The sequence below is a fragment of the Comamonas sp. lk genome, from assembly GCF_900564145.1.
In the GTDB taxonomy this organism is placed as follows: domain Bacteria; phylum Pseudomonadota; class Gammaproteobacteria; order Burkholderiales; family Burkholderiaceae_C; genus Comamonas.
This window is the reverse complement of record NZ_UOOB01000001.1, coordinates 3,119,115-3,135,455: the sequence shown is the minus strand read 5'-3', so window position 1 is coordinate 3,135,455 and position 16,341 is coordinate 3,119,115. Positions and strand designations below refer to the sequence as shown.

The window sequence follows — 16,341 nt, the reverse complement described above, 5'->3', positions numbered from 1 at the left end:
GCGGAGAGAAGAAGATGGGTTTCATGAGAAATTTGCTTTCAATTCAGTGCGTTAGTCAGCCTTGATTTCCAGTTCCTGTGCAACGCGCGAATATGTCGCAACTTCGCGGCGCACTTGGTCTGCAAATGGGGCTCCGCACAAGGAGGTGGTCTCTATGCCCAAGCTGCGCATCCTGTCTGCCGCCGCCTCGCTTTTGGAGAAACCTGAGGCGGCATCTTCCAATGCCTTGACGATGGGCGCGGGTGTTCCTGCGGGAGCAAAAACGCCGTACCAGGCATCTGCAGAAAAATCTCCGCCACCGGCCTGTGCAAAGGTAGGCAGCTGTGGCAAGAGAGTGGAGCGCTTGGGTGCGGCGACAGCCAGCGCCGTTAGCTTGCCGCTCTTGATTTGCGGCAGCACTGAGCCCAGCGTGGCGAATGAGCTGTCGAGTTGTCCGCCCATCAAATCCGTCACCACCGGTGCTGCGCCTTTGTAAGGGACGTGGTTGAAGCGCAGGCCATTGGCACGAGCGAACATTTCAGTCGCGAAGTGAACCGAGCTGCCGACGCCTGGCGAACCAGCCGTCACCTTGCCTGGCTGCGCGCGAACCGCAGCCATGAAGTCTTTCAAGGTACGCGACGCAATGGCTGGGCCGGTCACCAGGACAGTCGGGCTGGTGGCAACGGCGCAAATGGCCTGAAAGGATTTCACGACATCAAACTTCACACGAGACCCGTACAGCGCGGGAATCATGGTGTGATTGCTTGCGCCGAACAGCAAGGTGTATCCGTCAGCCGGGGAGCCGAACACGGCCTGCGCCGCCAGTATGGTGTTGGCGCCTGGCTTGTTGTCCACCACAAAAGCTTGTCCTAGTGCGCGGCCAGCGTAGTCAGCGAAGGCTCGCGCTACCACATCCGTTGGACCACCTGCAGCAAATCCAACAACAAGCCGTACCGGCTTCATCGGATAGTGGCTAGCCTGTGCCAGGCAAGTGCCTGAAGTGATCAATAGCGCTGCCAACAATAGGCTGGGGCTGACTATCGAATGTCGGTTTTTTTTATGAATTTGCTGCATGTCTTGTCTCCTGATGGCTGAAGAAGCTCAGGCGACAGCTGCGGGGCTCAGCACCGCCAGCGCATTACGTGCAGCGCTCAGGCCCATATTCACATAGGCATCGCTGGTCACGCCACCAATATGCGGACTCAGGATGAATCCTGGTTGATGCCGGAACGGATGGTCGGGCACCATGGGCTCAACGGAGAAACTGTCCAGACCGGCGGCCAGTACCTGTCCGCTTTGCACCGCAGCAAGCAATGCAGCCTCTTCGATTAATCCGCCACGCGCAGTGTTCACCACAATCACACCTCGCTTGCAGCGGGCCAGTGTTTCAGCGTTTAGCAGGTTACGGTTTTCGTCCATCAAGGGGCAGTGCAAGGAAATTGCATCGCTGTCGCGCCACAAGGTTTCCAAGTCCACGGACTGCACATAATCGGGCAGGTTCTTGGCAAACGGATCGAAACCAATGACTCGCATGCCTAGCGCATCTGCCATTTTTGCAAAGCGCAGTCCGATAGCTCCCAAGCCGATCAGGCCTATGGTTCTGCCTCCTAGTTCCAGGCTCTTGTGCGTGGACTTGTCCCAATGGCCTTGATGCATGCGCTCATCAAGCTGTGGTATCGATTTGGCGCATGCCAGGAGCAGCGCCAGAGCTTGTTCTGCCACGGCGGCGGCATTGACTCCCACTGCTGCAACCACCTCGATGCCTCTCGATTTGGCGGCTTCCTTGTCAATGGTGTCCGTGCCGCTGCCGTGCTTGGAGATCACCTTGAGCGAAGGTGCAGCGTCCATGGCTTGCGCACCTACTTTGCTGTAGCGAACAATGATGGCGACGGGGTCATGCTGGCGGCACAAGTCAATGATGTCATCTTCGGCGGGGGTCTTTCCCGCATAGACGATGTCATAGCCTGTGAGCAGTTCGAGCGCCTGTGGCGCAAGATCGGCAGCCGTGATCAGTATGGTTTCTCGCTTCACAGAGCTTCTCCTTCTTTGAGCACGCCAGCTGCGCGCAGTGCCGCCGGAAGCCACTTTGAAGCGGTGTCGCCACCTGCGATGGCTTCGATGCGCGCGGCCTCGTCGGCGACCTTCTTCACTGCCAAAGCCATCATTGCCGGGGCCTTGATGCGCTCGATGACGACGACGCCATCGGCATCGCCAACCACCAGATCTCCGGGGTTCACCGTTGCACCACCGCACGAAATGGGATGGTTGATACGCCCAGGCACGAACTTGGTTGGTCCGGCAGGGTTGAAGCCCGCACTGAAAACCGGAAAGTCCAAGTCCAGAATTTCAAGCTTGTCGCGAATAGAGCCATCGACGATGACTCCAGCCAGGCCGCGCTTCTTGCAGGCGCTCAGCATCAAGGTGCCCATGAGCGCCGCGGTCTGATCGCCTTTGCCATCGATCACGAGGATGTCGCCGGGTTGCGCGAGCGCGATGGCGGCATGGATCATGAGGTTGTCGCCAGGGCGCACCTCGACGGTGAAGGCAGGGCCTGCGAGTTGCATGCGCTCGTGTACCGGTGTTACGCGGGCATGCATGGTGCCGCGACGGCCCGCCACGTCCGCGAGAATGGCTGCCTGGAAGGTGGCGGCTTGCTGTACGACTTCAGCGCTGACACGTTCGATGTCACGAATGATTTCAGGAAGTTGGCTCATGGTGTGCTTTCAGTTGAAAAGAGATAGGTGATGGGCGCTGGTCTTCATTCGGCCTTGATGTTTCCGTCCTTGATGACCTTGGCCCATTTGGCGGAGTCGGCCTTTTGCAGGTCGGCCAACTGCTGTGGTGTGCCACCGACCAAGGTGATGCCCAATTTGTCGGCGAGAGCGACGACAGCGGGGTCCTTCAGCACGCGGGCGATTTCGGCGTTCAGGCGTTGAACAACTGCAGCGGGTGTCTTGGCTGGCGCGAAAACGGCTTGCCACTGCTCGACCACAAAGTCCTTCAGGCCTGTTTCGCTCAGAGTGGGAACGGTGGGTAAAGCCTTCAGGCGATGGGCGGATGTGACAGCTATTGCGCGCAGCCTGCCGGACAGCACATGGGGCAGGGCAGCCGCAGCGGGAGCGAACATGAACTGAACCTGTCCGGCGAGCGTGTCCTGCAGTGCCGGTGTGTCACCCTTGTAGGGCACATGAATGAAACGTGCGCCCGTTTGCTGCTGTAGCAGCTCGCCCTGCATCTGCAAGATGGTGCCGTTGCCACCGGAGGCGAATGCGAGCTTTCCGGTTTGCGCTTTGCCTGCGTCAATCAGTTCGGCTACTGTCTTGAAAGGCTGGCTTGCACCCACTACCAAGATGTGTGGGATGGTGCCTATGGTGATCACCGGCTCGAAGCCCGCAATCGGGTCGTAGGGCAGCTTTCCCATGAGGTGAGGCGCGATGGCTTGCGGGCCAATCGATGTGCCTAGCAGGGTGTACCCGTCGGGCGCAGCCTTGGCAACAAAGGATGCGCCTATGGTTCCTGTAGCCCCCGGTTTGTTGTCTACGATGACCGTGGTGCCCAGTGATGCGCCCAGGCGCTGCGCGATATTGCGACCCAGCACATCGGTACTGCCGCCTGGAGGGTACGGCACCACCCAGGTAATGACACGACCCAAAGGCCAGTCTTGTGCCACTGCAGGCCCTGCCACACAGAGGGCCCCTATGGCAGTGAGCAGGTGGCGGCGGGTAAGTCCATCCGCCTTGGGGGAAAAATCATGTTGAATCATGGAATAGATCCTTTCAGGTGCAGCTGGCTTCGAAGCCGTAAAGCGTGGCGGGGTTGTCGACCAGCACCTGTTTGAGCGTGGTTGCGCCTTCAGCGTGTTTCAGCCATTGGTTCAATCTGTCGATCTGACGTGCGTCATCAGGCATGGCCTGCATACCGGCACTGGCTGTGGCGTGGGGCCAGTCGCTGCCCCACAGCACTCGCTGCGGTGCGACGCGCAAGTAGCTGGCGGCAAGCGCATCGAGTGCCGGGTCTTCCACGCTGCCTTGTGGGCTTACGATGTAGCCGCCAGACAACTTGACCCAGGCCTGTCCCGACCGCAGCAACTCCAGCAGCAAGCTGTGGGCGGGGTGGCTTTGTGCCTGGTCTGGCGGTATGCGCCCCATATGATCGAAGACCAGGGGAACCGGCAGCTGCCTCAGCACGACGGCTTGCGAAGCCAACAGATCAGGATCCATCAGTAGTTGCAGATGCCAGCCAAACGGGGCGATGCGCTGGGCCAGTGGTTCCAGCTGATCGACCGAGCCGGCCACACCGAGCGACAGGTTCAGACGCACTCCACGCACCCCTTGCTCATGCAAGCTGTGCAACTCGGCATCGCTCTCTTGTCCGTCTATGACGGCCACGCCTCGTGCCCCGGACCCAAGGGCAGCAAGGCCATTGAGCATGCAACGGCTGTCCGTCCCGTAGGTGGAGGGTGTCACCAGTACCACCCGTGACAAGCCGAGTCTGCGCTGCAACTGGCGGTAATCTGCAGCTGTGGCATCGGGAGGCATGAGTTTTGCACCTGACGCTGCGGGGTAGCGTGCGTCATACATATGCACATGACAGTCGCAGGCGCCAGCTGGCACCGTGCTCTCAGGCCGCTGGCTGCCTGCAGAGAAAGGCACGTTCTCCATGGTCGTCTCGTCGCAGCTTTGGATTAGTCCAGACTTGCGCCGGATTTCTTGACGATCTGACCCCAGCGCGGGATCTCGTTTCGCAGCAGTTGAGCAAACTGCTCCGGGCTTCCTCCCAGTACATCGCCGCCTTCTGAACGCAGCTTTTCGGCCACGTCAGGCTGCTTCAGTGCCTGATTGATCGCCTGATTGAGCTTTTGAATGATGGGAGCCGATGTGCCTGCGGGAGCCAGGATGCCAAACCAGGAAATTGCATCAAAATTTTTGTAGCCGCTTTCAGCCAAGGTTGGCGTGTCTGGCAGTTGGCCGGATCGCTCGGCCGAGGTGATGACAATCGGACGTACCTTGCCGTTGCGTACATGACCCAGCAGGGTGGGTATGGATGACATGTAAAACGCTACTTGGCCGCTCATCACGTCGGTCAGGGCCTGCGCTGCGCCCTTGTAGGGCACGTGGCGCAATTGAATGCCGGCGGCGTTTTCCGCCATTTCGCCGGCCAGGTGAGCCACGGTTCCGTTGCCCGAATATCCCAACGTAAACGAGTCCGGGGCTTTCTTGGCTGCTGCCACCACCTCTGCGAAGCTCTTAAAAGGTGAGTTGACGGATGCTACCATCACGATGGGAGAAGATGACACCAAGGCTACGGGCGCCAAGTCTGTGAGTGGCTTGTAGGGAAGCTTGGGATACAGCGTAGGGTTTATCGCGAGATTGCTGGTCTGCCCCATAACCAAGGTATAGCCATCCGGCGCGGCCTTGGCTGCAGCATCCACTCCAAGGTTGCCGCCGGCTCCTGGACGGTTATCTATCACCACATTCCATTTGTTTTGCTCAGCGATTTTCTGAGCAACAGCGCGCGCAATCATGTCGGTTCCGCCGCCGGGCGGGAAGGGAACGATGAGCCTGATGGGCTTGCTGGGATAGTTGGACTGCGCGAAGGCCGAAGCTGCTGGGCAGGCCGTGACCACGAGGCCGAGCAGCACAGCGCCCGCATTGACAGCCGAGATACGAGAACGCATAGAAAAACGCATGGCAAAGTCTCCTTGTCTAATTCACGGCATCGCCAGCCACGGGAACCGCATGAGCGCAATTTTGAAAAAACGTTTCACACAGTACAATCTGGTTTCGTACAGTGAAACGAAATAGACATGGAAAACCCTCGCGCACCACTCTTGTCCAGTCGAAATGAAGTGCCCCATGCGGAGCCTGCGGAGATGCAGTCTGGTCAGGCAAGCACCGAAGGCGGTGTTACGGCCGTGACGCGCGCGCTGCAGATACTGGATGCCTTTGCATTGGGAGAGTCGCATCTGCCTCTGGCCGAGCTCAGTCGCCGGTGTGGATTGCACAAGACCACGGTTCTACGATTGGCACGCACGCTGGCCTTATCGGGCTACATGGTTCAGCGCGACGATGGCGAGTGGCGTCTTGGCCCCTCAACAGGGTGGTTGGGAGCGCGCTATCAGGCAGGTTTTGATGTGCAGAATGTGCTGGAGCCAGCTTTGCGCATGCTCACGCAAAGCAGTGGCGAGAGTGCCGCCTTCTATGTCCGCGAAGGCAATGTACGCACCTGTCTTGTGCGTGTTGAAGGACCGCAGGCGCTACGACATCACGCTCGCATGGGCGAAGGTTTGCCCCTGGATCAGGGCTCGCCGGGCCGGGTGATTCTGGCGTTCTCGGGCGAGCCGGGGCGGGTGTATGAGCAGATCCGCAGGCAGGGCTACCAATGGTCGATAGGTGAGCGCGAGCCGGGCGTCTCAACGGTGTCGGCTCCCGTATTCGGAATGAATCGTCGGCTGCTAGGCTCCGTGTGTATTTCAGGACCCGAATCGCGATTGCCGCCGGCCAAGCTGGAATTGCTTGCGCCCCAGGTCATGGACACGGCTAGGCAGCTATCGTATGCACTGGCCGGTAACAGCTCAGCGGCACCGACTGCTTTGCCCCAGAGCCGCTGGCATCCCTAGTCGAACCGAGAAAAGCAGACGGGCATCGCCGTGGGTCGTATGACGGCGATGTCGAAGCTGATTCACTGGCTTTGTCGCTGAAACAGCGTTGTGACGCTAGGATTGTTGGCCTCGTGTGTCCTGCCTGAATCAGCTTGTCTAGGGGCCTAAGACTCTTCCAGATTTATCGGAGCAAAGCGTTCCAGAATGATGGTTTTGAGCCGCTCGGCCGCTGGCGGCAGAAGGGGGTGGCGGGGCCAGATGATGTTCAGGTGCGTGCGCAGGGCGGGATTATCGAGCGGTACCAGGGCCGGAAGCCCTTGCATGCCCAGTTGGGCGAAACTTTTCGGATACACGGCGGTTTAACAGGTCGCAAGCGGGTGGCTTGCGGCGAATGAGAACCCATAGGCGGTACATCGACCGCTGGCGGCGATTGTTGCGTATTTGCGAAGACCCCGACCCGTGGCTCAGTTACATCCAGCCGAAAAAAAGCCCCGTAGCAACGGGGCGCAATGGTGAGCTGCCTAGAAGGCGTCAGTACTGCAGATTGAGCTGATAGATGGCTGTGGTGCCGCTGACCTCGTTGCCCACCATCAGCAAAGGTTTGCCATTGGGTGATTTGGCGGCGGGTATGAAGTGCAGGCCTTCGGGGCCGAGGTCGCCCAGAGCCTCCAGCGCTGCACCGCTGGGCGCAGTCTTGCTGTCAAAGCTGGTAGCCCAGTTTTCGCGGGTGTTCAGATAGTCGATCTGCTTGGGTGCTTTGGGGTCGGTGATGTCAAACACCAGAATGCCGCCCATGCGCTCCAGACCGACGAACACAAAGGTTTTGTCGCCAATCTGGCCCACAGTCAGACCTTCGGGTTCGGGACCTTTGGCGCTGCTGCGAGCATCCAACGTGGCGGTTGCATCATGACCGGTGTTGAAATAGGTCGCACAGGCGATATCGCGCCCGGAACCCAGCTTGCATTCGTGGCTGGCAATGAATTTTTCAATCGCCGCGCCAGAGTCCCAGACCTGTTTGCCTTTGGCATCCCAGATGGAGATGGAACGGCCGCCATAGGCGTAGAGCCGGTCGTAGGTCAGATAGCCTTTGCCGTCCTTGACGGGACTGCCGTCGGGGTTGGTCTGGTAGCCCATGGTCCAGCTGACCTTGAGGCGACCGAGTTTGTCGTCATCGCGGCAGGTCTTGGGGTCGCCGCTGACGGCACCGCACCAGCTGAAGTTGGCGGCATTCAGGTAGGCTCCATTGCCCAGCTGGGCCAGGTGGGCGGGCAGATCGTCGCCTGCGCGGCGCAAGAAACCATCTTTGTGCACCAGATGCTTGATGCGCCACTCTTCCACAAAGCCCTTGGTTACATCGCCGGCAGCCTGAGGCGACTTGGTGCCGAAGTAGGCCGCATTGCCTTCGCCCCAGGCGCGTGCATCGCCTTCGTTGGCGGTGACCAGATAGGTGTTGCCGTCAGAAGCCTTGTAGGCGGCAATCGAGTCCGGCTGGTACATGCCGTAGACATTGGGCGCAGCGCTGATGTTGATGACGGGGCTCTTGCCGTCGCTGTCCGCAAAGTCCAGCTCGTTGCCCGAAGCGCCGTGGTCCTTGTAGCCCAGCGCCACCACATCGGTAACGGTGGCGGTGGCAATGTCCACGATGGCCAGCGCATTGTTTTCCTGCAGTGTCACCCAGGCGGTTTTGCCATCGGGAGCCACGGCAATGTATTCGGGCTCCAGATCATTGGCCACATTGGCAGTGCCCTTGCCGTCGGCCGTGGGGCCGAAGATGCGCACGCCCTTGGCCAGCAGTGCGGCCTTCTGGCTGTTGAAAGCCTTGAAGTCGGCAATGCGCGCCACAGGCTTGGCGGGTGTGCTCAGGTCAATCACGCTGATCGAGCCTTCGGGGTCAATCTGGTAGTCGTCGCTGGGCTCGCCTTCATTGGCGACCAACAGTGTCTTGCCATCGGGAGTGAAGGTCAGCATGTCCGGCAGGGCACCCACGCCTACCTCGGCGATCAGCGAGAGCGTGTCGGCGCTGAATAGCGCCACCATGCCCTTGTCGGTCTTGTTCGCAGCCTGCACGGCGGCAGCGACCAGCCCGCCCTGGACGGCCACGCTGTTGATGGAGGCCCCTGTGCCCAGCGAGAGCTTGGTGGCATCCAGACTGGCCACCAGTCGTGGCGCGGCGGGGTTGCTCATGTCCAGCACATCCAGCGCACCTTTCTGGGCATTGACCACAAAGCCGCGCTTGGTGGCGGGATCGAAAGCGGTGATCTCTGCGGCGCTTTGCAAAAAGATGCCGGATTGGTAGCTGCCGATTTTGAGTAGCGACAGGGACAGCGGGGTCTTCTCGGGCTCGGGTGTAGGCTCTGGCGCAGGGACCACCGGGACTTCGGGCTCGGGTGCCGTCGCTTGGTTGTCATCGCCACCGCAGGCTGTCAACGCGGCGGCGGCAATCACGGAGATCAGAAGATGCTGGCTCAGGGCTTTTGCAGATGTCATTGGGGGTGTGGCAGGTGCATGAAAACCCGCATTTGTATCGACTCCATGTTTCAGTACCGTGAAACCTGCACCGTGTAGGGAAAAGGCCAGCGTGCGGTTCGCGCCACAGTGCGTGCATCGAGGCTTGGCAAATGCCGACAGTAGGCTCTACACTCGCCAGCCGTTACTCCACCTGCGTTACTCGCTCTCTTTTTCGAGGTGCACCATGTCCCGCCGCATTCGTTTCTGCTAAACGACTTCGTCACACGCTGATTTCCCAGGCGTGTGCGCTGCGGTGCGCGTGGATTCCTTTTCTGCCCCCTGAGGCGCTTTGCGCCTTCCTCCGCCCAGGAGGGCGATGCCGTCGCTGTGGGCGGCTCTTGCTTGGTGTTCTCTATCCGGGTTGCACCCGGATTCCAGGCGATTCCACTTCCTGAGGCTCTGACCCGCTTTTTGCCGGCCGGTCAGAGGCCATTGCTCTCGCCCCACCGCGGCGCTGCCGTTGTCGTTGCTTTGTCTGCCATGTCTTTCGCGCATGGCTTATTCCCTCTTTGGAAAGCACAACATGACTTCACAACATCTATTCAATCTGGACATTCTCAAATACCCGCGCACACCGCATTTGCGTGGTTCGCGCTTGCAAGTCGGTGACCAGGCCGATGCCGTGGCTTACGAGGCCTTGGCCGGCCGGCATATCGTGGTCGAGGAAAAGCTCGATGGTGCCAACTCGGCGCTGAGCTTTGGCGCAGATGGCAGCTTGCTGCTGCAGTCGCGTGGCCACTATCTGCAGCTCGATCAGATGGGCGGGCGTGAGCACCAGTTCAATGCTTACAAGCAATGGGCCAAGGCCCATGAGGCAGCGCTGATGTCGCTGCTGGACGACCGATTCATCATGTATGGCGAGTGGTTGTATGCCAAGCATTCGCTGTTCTACGACGCGCTGCCGCATTGGTTTTGCGAGTTCGATGTCTGGGACAGGTCCAGCGGTTGCTTTCTCGACACTCCGCGCCGCCATGCGCTGCTGGCCGATGTGCCCGTGGTCTCGGTGCCCGTGCTCTACAGCGGCATCGCTCCCAGGCGCGTGCAGGACTTGCTGGCGCTGCTGGTCCCATCGCTGGCGCGCAGCCCGGGCTGGAAGGCAGTGTTCGAGGCGCAGCTGCAGCGGCAGCAGCTGGATTTGCCGCTGGCCTGGAAGCAGACCGATGCCTCGGATCTGGCCGAAGGCCTGTACATCAAGGTCGAGGAAAACGGCCAGACCGTGGAGCGCTACAAGTTTGTGCGCGCGGACTTTGTGCAGGTGATTCTCGAATCTGGTTCTCACCACAGCGAGCGGCCCATCGTCGCCAACGGCCTGCGCGCTGGCATCGATATTTTCGCCAATACGATTCAAAAGAGCTGGTGACGCTTGTCTATAAAGCGCTAACAGCTATCAAAAAGATATCAGAACCACAGTCAGTGAACTGCGGAAGGAGTTTTATATGTGGAGCTGGAAACAGATAGCGGACCTTGTGCCTCATTGCTCGCCGCATTCCACTCATGCCCGTGTGGACTGGGCTGCCTGTCTGCAGGCCTTCCCGCAACTGGAGCGGGCCAAGACCACGCCGCAAGACCCGGTTTATCACGCCGAAGGCGATGTCTGGACGCATACACAGATGGTGGTAGCCGAGTTGTTGGCTGACGCCGACTATGCATTTCTCACCCATGAGGAGCGCGAGACCGTTTTCCTTGCGGCGCTGCTGCACGATGTGGCCAAGTGCTCGACCACGCAGGTCAGTGAGGATGGCCGTATCTCGCAGCCCGGCCATTCGCGCCGGGGCGCGATGGATGCACGGCTGATGCTGTGGGAGGCCGGCGCGCCGGTGGCGCAGCGTGAGGCCATCTGCCGCCTGATTGCCGTGCACCAAGTGCCGTTTTTTGCGTTTGCCGATTCTCGCCGGGGTGTCTCGCCGGAGTTCATCGTTCGCGAGCTATCTTGGCAGGTCGACCTGCAGTTGTTGGTGCTGCTGGCGCGGGCCGATATACGCGGGCGCGTCTGCCCCGATGTGGGCAATGTGCTGCTCAATATCGAGCTGTTCAAAGAACTGGCGCTCGAAGAGGGCTGCCTGCGCAAGCCGCGTGCGTTTGCATCGGCAGAGACGGCGGTGCGCTATTTCCGTGGGGCCGAGCTGCATCCCGACTATGCGCTGCATGAGGAGTCGGGCTCGCGCGTCATCATCATGTGCGGCCTGCCTGCAGCGGGCAAGAACCGCTGGGTGGCCCGGCACCACGGGGCTTTGCCCGTGGTGTCGTTTGACGACGCGCGCACCGAGCTGGGTCTGCGCCATGGCGACAACGAGGGTGCAGCCGCCCACCGTGCCGTGGACAAGGCCAAAAGCCTGCTGCGCACCAAGGCCGCGTTTGTCTGGAACGCCACGCATCTATCCAAACAAATGCGAGGCAAATCGCTGGACCTGTGCCTGGCCTATGGCGCGCAGGTGGAGCTGGTGCACCTGGAGGCCAGCAAGCCGGCCTTGCTGGCCCGCAACAGCCAGCGCAACACCAGCTTGAGCAACGCCGCCTTGCTGGGCATGTTGCACAAATGGGAGGTGCCGCTGCCCACCGAGGCGCACGGCCTGCAATTGCTGGTCAACGAGTGATGGACAGCTGACCGAAAACCGAAAGGGTCTGGATACTTCCAGGCCCTTTTTTTGCGAATGCTGGTGGCCGTCAGGGTTGGCGCATCTCCCGCGCATAGTGTTTGGGGTTGAACTGCGCGACCATCAGGCACACCAGTGCGGCCACGCCCGCCTGGTAAAGCCAGCCCACCGTCCAGCTGCCGCTGAGCTGCTGCAGCTGGGCCACGATCCAGGGCGCGAGAGCCGCCAGGATGAAGCCGCCGCCCTGCATCAGCGAATTGAGTGCGCCGGCCTGTGTGGGGGAGGGCAGGTGGTCTAGCGCTACCAGCATATAGAGCGAGAAGCAGCCGCCCAGACCGATGCCCAGAATCACGATGCTGAGCGTGGGTGCGGCCGTGGGCCACAGCGCCATCAGCGCAAAGCCGACGGCTTGCAGCAGCAAGGCCAGAATCAGCCAGAGGCGGCGATCCGCGCTGCGTGCGGCCAGGGCAGGCATGGTCAGGGCCGACGCGGCCTGGGCGATCGAGAGAATGGCGACCAGCGAGCCGCTTTGCGTGGCCGTCCAGCCATGGGTTTGATAAAAGGGCGCCAGCCAGGCCACGGTGGAGGCATAGCCGCCGTTCATCAGGCCGAAGCTCAGCACCAGCAGCCAGGTGCGGCGGCGGCGCATCAGCCAGGCGGTGTCGCTGGAGGCCGGCGGGGTGTTTTTCGCCGAGGCTATGGCCGAGGGTATGGCAGAGGGCGCAGGTAGGCCTATGCGGCTCAGCGCATACCAGGCCAGCGGCAGGGCGATGACCACGGGCACCGCCCACATGGCCAAAGAGGCTTGCCAGCTCAGCCCCCATTGAATGGCCAGCGGTGAGAGTTGGGCGCCAAAGGCTCCGCCGCCCATCAGGGCTGCGGAGTACAGGCCCATCATGAATGGCACGTTGTGCGGCGACTGGCGCTTGATCAGGCCCGGCAAGATGCTTTGCACCAGGGCCACGCCCGCGCCGCACAGACCGGCGGTCGCTATCAGCACCGTGCTGCTGGCTCCGGCAATGCGCAGTGCACAGCCCAGAGCAACCAGAATCAGCGAACCGACGATGGCCTGGCGTGCGCCCAGTCGCTGCAGTGCCGAAGGCGCAAGCCAGCCGCCCAGCCCCATGAGCACCATGGGCAGCAGCGTGAGCCAGGAGAACGCGCGCAAATCCATGCCCGTGGCGGCCTGTATGACCGGACCCAGCGGGCCTGGAGCCGAGAGAAACGGGCGCAGATTGATGGTGATGAGCAGCACCACGGTCAGCCACAGCAGTGGCGAGACGCGTTGAGGATGTGAAGACAATGCGGTCATGAAAATTCTGGCCCAGGGCTGCGGTATGGGTGATCACGGCTTGTGATCACGAGGCTGCACTTCAAGGGCTGGGTGGCTTGTTGTATTCGCTTGTATGCCGGGGGACTGCTTTGCACAGTACGACGCGGTGCGGTGCTTTGTTTGCCGCCCCGCGTCGGTATTTTGGCCCATTAGGGGGCTTCAGCTTTTTCAGGCGGCAGGCCAGGCGGCATCGCCGTACAACTGTTCTGCACGGATGCCGGTGTCGATGCGGGTGATGGGCAGCGGCGGCGGTGTCAGCGACAGGCGCAGCTGCTGGTACGTGCTTTCGCTGGATAGGCCGTAAGGCGCGGCATCTTGGTTGTCGAAAGCAAAGAATACCTGCTGGGCTCCACCCATGACCACGGCCGCCAGGCACATGGGGCAGGGGTGGCCGCTGGCGTAAATCGTCAAGCCGGCCAGGCTGGGGTTGGCGCGCTGGCGGGTGCCGGCGCGAATGGCCTCCATCTCTGCATGGGTGGATGGGCCGTGGCTGGCAATGATGTTGTTCACGCCGCTGGCAATCACTTCGCCATCCTGGGCCAGCACGGCCGCAAAAGGGCGGCCGCCGTTCAAGCGGTTGGCATGGGCCAGATCCACGGCCTGGCGCATCAGTTGCAGGTGGGTGTTTGGGGATTGGGTCATAACTATGAAATCAATAGCTGCCAGCGCTTATATATAAAAGGCTGGCAGCCTAAAACAGCTGAATTGTGCGCGGTGAGCGCAAACTTTGCCCAGGGTACACCCGTGCGACACAGGTTGTGCATGCACGGGGCGCAAAGCTTATTTGCCCGCAGCGTTGTGCTGGTGCACGGCTTGCAGCAAGGCGCTGCAGGCCAGTTCCACCTGCTGGCGCGCGGCCGGGCTGGCGGCCAGCATGCGGGCAAAGCCGTGAATCATGGCCGGTGCGCGCAGCAGGCACAGAGGTGCGCCGGCTGTTATGGCTTGCCGGGCAAAGGCCTCGGCTTCGTCGCGCAGAATGTCGTGGCTGGCCGTCATCAACACCGTGGGCGGCAACTGGGCGATTTGTGCCGTGCACAGGCTGGGCGTGCGCCACTGTGCGGCAGCGCCCTGAGGCTGGCCCAGGGCCTGCCAGTAGTAGCGCATGGCTTCGGGCGTGAGGCCAAACCCGCTGGCAAAGGCGCGCATGCTGGGCGTGTCCTGATCGGGCAGCAGCGGCGGGTAGAGCAGCAGCAGGCCGGCAATACGGGCGCTTGGCTCATCTTGCTTCGTGTCCTGCGCGGCCGCTTGCAGCTGGCGCACGGCGGCGGCCAAGGCCAGATGGGCGCCGGCGCTGTCGCCGCCCAGCAGTATCTGGCTTTGTGCCAATGGCAGACGGTTGGGTGTGCTCTCCATGCTCTGCAGCCAGTGCAGCACGGCCATTACATCGTCGAGCGCGGCGGGAAAAGGATTCTCCGGCGTGCGCCGGTAATGCACCGAGAGCACGCGGCAGCCGCTGAACAGCGCCAGGTGCTCGCATAAATCGTCATGGGTGTTGAGATCGCCCACCATCCAGCCGCCGCCATGCAGCCAGACCAGGGTCTTGCAGCCGGGATGGCCCGGCTTGGCATAGCTGCGTACGCAGATTTCGCGCCCGCTGGCGGCCAGAAAATGATCCTGGCGATCGATGCCGGGCCAGGGACGGCGAATCTGCTGGGCTTGTAACTCGCTGAGCAGGCGCCGGCGCTGCACATAGCTCAGTTGCGGCGTGGCGGTTTCGGCATCCAGGCGGGCAAAGCCTTGCAGGGTGCGGGCCAGGGCCGGGTCTATGCTGCCGTTGTCACAAGCCATGGTGAATCATCAAAATAAATAGCGGAATGCGGTTGATTAATAAGGGCTTGAGGCCTTTTTTATCTCAAATAGCTGCGTCCAGCAAAGGTTCGCGGTAGACCAACACCTTGAGGCTGCGTTCCTCATCCACGTCGGCAAACTGGGGTGGGTTGGCAACACGCTCCACAAACTGCAGCGCGGGGGCGGATTCAGCCACTTGGGCCTTCAGAAAATCCGTGCCCAGCTCCGGCGCGTTCAGGCACAGCAGAGCATGGCCGCCGGGCAGCAGCAAGTCCGACAGACGACGCACCAGGCGCGCATAGTCCTTGGTGGCGACAAAGCTGCCCTTCTGGTAGCTGGGAGGATCGACCACGATCAGGTCATACGGCCCGCCGCGGCCAATCTTGCCCCAGCTGCTGAAGATGTCGTGGGCCGCAAAGCTGGCCCCGGCTTTCACGCCGTTGAGCTGGTGGTTTTGCTGGCCTACGGTGAGCGCGCCCTTGCTCATGTCCATATTGAGCACCTGGCCCGCGCCCGCGCGCTTGGCGACCACGGAAAACGCGCAGGTATAGGCAAAGAGGTTGAGCACCCGCATGCGTTGGGGTTGAGGGTGAGCTTCCACCAGGCGGCGCACCCATTCGCGGCCGGCCGCCATGTCCAGAAACAGGCCGTGGTTTTGTCCGCGCGCAATATGCACTTGGTAGCGGGCGCCGTTTTCGGTCACCACATGCTGCTCGGGTATGGTGCCGGCCATGATGCGGGGCTCGACATTGGCGCCCACATTGCGGCTTTGAAACACCCAGTTCAGGCTTTCGCCGGCCGGTGCCACCTGCTGCCAGCGGGCCTCAAGGGCGGCGCCGATGGCGGCCAGTTGCGGCTCGTCCATGGGCGCAAAGCTGGTGAGCACGATGACGGGCGGGTAGGCATCAAGCGAGATCTGCTCGCAGCCCGGAAAACGGCCGCCCCGGCCATGAAAGATGCGCGTGGCATCCGTGGGGTAGGGCATGGCGGCGATGGCGTCGAGCAGGGCTTGCATGGGCAAAGTGCCCGGGACATGCCGCTTAGCGTGACAGCACGCGGCACGACCCGGTAGAGAGTCAGAGGAAAGGGCGACAGTGTATGCAGTTCGCAAGGCCTGCGTGTGCTGCGGTGCGCATTCCTGCTATCTGCAAGCTGGGCTCAGGCCCGGCGCACATCGAAAAAACAGCTTTCCGTGCCGCCTATGCCTTGCAAGGCGGCTTCGCCTGCGGCGCGGGCGGCTTTTATCCAGCGCTGAAACATCTGCTTGGCGTCTTCGGTAATTTCCTCGGGCGGCGTGTCCTCCAGCCCTTGTACCAGGATGAGTGCTTCGGAGACCTGCTCTTCGCCGCCCAGTTGTTTGGCTAGTACGCGGGCGTAGCGGGCCTCGGCCTGAAGGCGCTTGTCTTCGGGCAGCTCGGGGTAATCGCATAGGGAAACGGTGAAAGTGGCTTCTTGCATGTCCGTAAGTTCACAGTGATGACTGGGTAAATATACAGTAATAACCTGATTTTGTATCCAGTGGTTTGAAAATTTTTGAC

15 protein-coding genes are annotated in these 16,341 nt (G+C 61.3%); 3 read left to right on the top strand and 12 right to left on the bottom strand.

Annotated features, from left to right (window positions below):
* Positions 1-51: 51 nt before the first annotated feature.
* The 6 genes from EAO39_RS14195 to EAO39_RS14170 all read right to left on the bottom strand — a co-directional run bounded on the left by EAO39_RS14195 (position 52) and on the right by EAO39_RS14170 (position 5,668).
* Complete coding sequence (locus EAO39_RS14195) at positions 52-942, bottom strand: tripartite tricarboxylate transporter substrate binding protein (protein ID WP_240467010.1); 891 nt, start codon at positions 940-942, stop codon at positions 52-54.
* 138 nt (positions 943-1,080) lie between these two features.
* Positions 1,081-2,010 (bottom strand): NAD(P)-dependent oxidoreductase, encoded by a 930-nt coding sequence (locus EAO39_RS14190; protein WP_120968374.1) that lies wholly within the window; start codon positions 2,008-2,010, stop codon positions 1,081-1,083.
* On the bottom strand, positions 2,007-2,693 hold the full coding sequence (locus EAO39_RS14185; RefSeq protein WP_120968372.1) for an RraA family protein: 687 nt from the start codon (positions 2,691-2,693) through the stop codon (positions 2,007-2,009). Before EAO39_RS14185 ends, EAO39_RS14190 begins: the two co-directional genes overlap by 4 nt.
* Positions 2,694-2,737: 44 nt before the next feature.
* Positions 2,738-3,742: a tripartite tricarboxylate transporter substrate binding protein gene (locus tag EAO39_RS14180; protein WP_120968370.1), complete on the bottom strand. Its 1,005-nt coding sequence runs from the start codon at positions 3,740-3,742 to the stop codon at positions 2,738-2,740.
* Between the two features lie 13 nt (positions 3,743-3,755).
* A complete protein-coding gene (locus tag EAO39_RS14175; RefSeq protein ID WP_120968368.1) occupies positions 3,756-4,640 on the bottom strand; it encodes an amidohydrolase family protein in 885 nt (294 codons plus the stop codon).
* 23 nt (positions 4,641-4,663) lie between these two features.
* Positions 4,664-5,668 carry a tripartite tricarboxylate transporter substrate binding protein gene (locus EAO39_RS14170; protein ID WP_162989568.1) on the bottom strand — a complete coding sequence of 335 codons (1,005 nt, stop codon included), beginning with the start codon at positions 5,666-5,668 and terminating at the stop codon, positions 4,664-4,666.
* A 183-nt stretch (positions 5,669-5,851) separates the two neighbouring features.
* Here EAO39_RS14170 and EAO39_RS14165 point away from each other — a divergent pair, with 183 nt between their 5' ends.
* Positions 5,852-6,598, top strand: coding sequence for an IclR family transcriptional regulator (locus tag EAO39_RS14165; protein ID WP_120968366.1), 747 nt, complete (start codon positions 5,852-5,854; stop codon positions 6,596-6,598).
* 513 nt (positions 6,599-7,111) lie between these two features.
* Here EAO39_RS14165 and EAO39_RS14155 read toward each other — a convergent pair.
* Positions 7,112-9,067 (bottom strand): choice-of-anchor I family protein, encoded by a 1,956-nt coding sequence (locus EAO39_RS14155; protein WP_120968362.1) that lies wholly within the window; start codon positions 9,065-9,067, stop codon positions 7,112-7,114.
* A 544-nt stretch (positions 9,068-9,611) separates the two neighbouring features.
* On the opposite strand from EAO39_RS14155, the gene EAO39_RS14150 reads away from it, so the two are divergent.
* Both EAO39_RS14150 and EAO39_RS14145 read left to right on the top strand, forming a co-directional pair.
* On the top strand, positions 9,612-10,448 hold the full coding sequence (locus EAO39_RS14150) for an RNA ligase family protein (RefSeq protein ID WP_120968360.1): 837 nt from the start codon (positions 9,612-9,614) through the stop codon (positions 10,446-10,448).
* 76 nt (positions 10,449-10,524) lie between these two features.
* A complete protein-coding gene (locus EAO39_RS14145; protein WP_120968358.1) occupies positions 10,525-11,682 on the top strand; it encodes an AAA family ATPase in 1,158 nt (385 codons plus the stop codon).
* 70 nt (positions 11,683-11,752) lie between these two features.
* Here the strand turns inward: EAO39_RS14145 and EAO39_RS14140 are convergent, their stop codons facing one another.
* The 5 genes from EAO39_RS14140 to EAO39_RS14120 form a co-directional block, all read right to left on the bottom strand.
* Positions 11,753-12,994, bottom strand: a complete 1,242-nt coding sequence (locus EAO39_RS14140; protein WP_120968356.1) for a cyanate transporter — start codon at positions 12,992-12,994, stop codon at positions 11,753-11,755.
* A 189-nt stretch (positions 12,995-13,183) separates the two neighbouring features.
* The gene (locus tag EAO39_RS14135) at positions 13,184-13,657 is read right to left on the bottom strand and encodes a nucleoside deaminase (RefSeq protein WP_276209293.1); all 474 of its coding nucleotides are present in this window, start codon (positions 13,655-13,657) and stop codon (positions 13,184-13,186) included.
* Positions 13,658-13,795: 138 nt separating this feature from the next.
* Positions 13,796-14,803: an alpha/beta hydrolase fold domain-containing protein gene (locus tag EAO39_RS14130; RefSeq protein ID WP_120968354.1), complete on the bottom strand. Its 1,008-nt coding sequence runs from the start codon at positions 14,801-14,803 to the stop codon at positions 13,796-13,798.
* 64 nt (positions 14,804-14,867) lie between these two features.
* The gene (locus tag EAO39_RS14125; protein WP_120968352.1) at positions 14,868-15,818 is read right to left on the bottom strand and encodes a class I SAM-dependent methyltransferase; all 951 of its coding nucleotides are present in this window, start codon (positions 15,816-15,818) and stop codon (positions 14,868-14,870) included.
* 143 nt (positions 15,819-15,961) lie between these two features.
* Entirely contained in the window at positions 15,962-16,261 is a 300-nt protein-coding gene (locus tag EAO39_RS14120) for a hypothetical protein (protein ID WP_120968350.1), read from the bottom strand.
* Positions 16,262-16,341 lie beyond the last annotated feature (80 nt).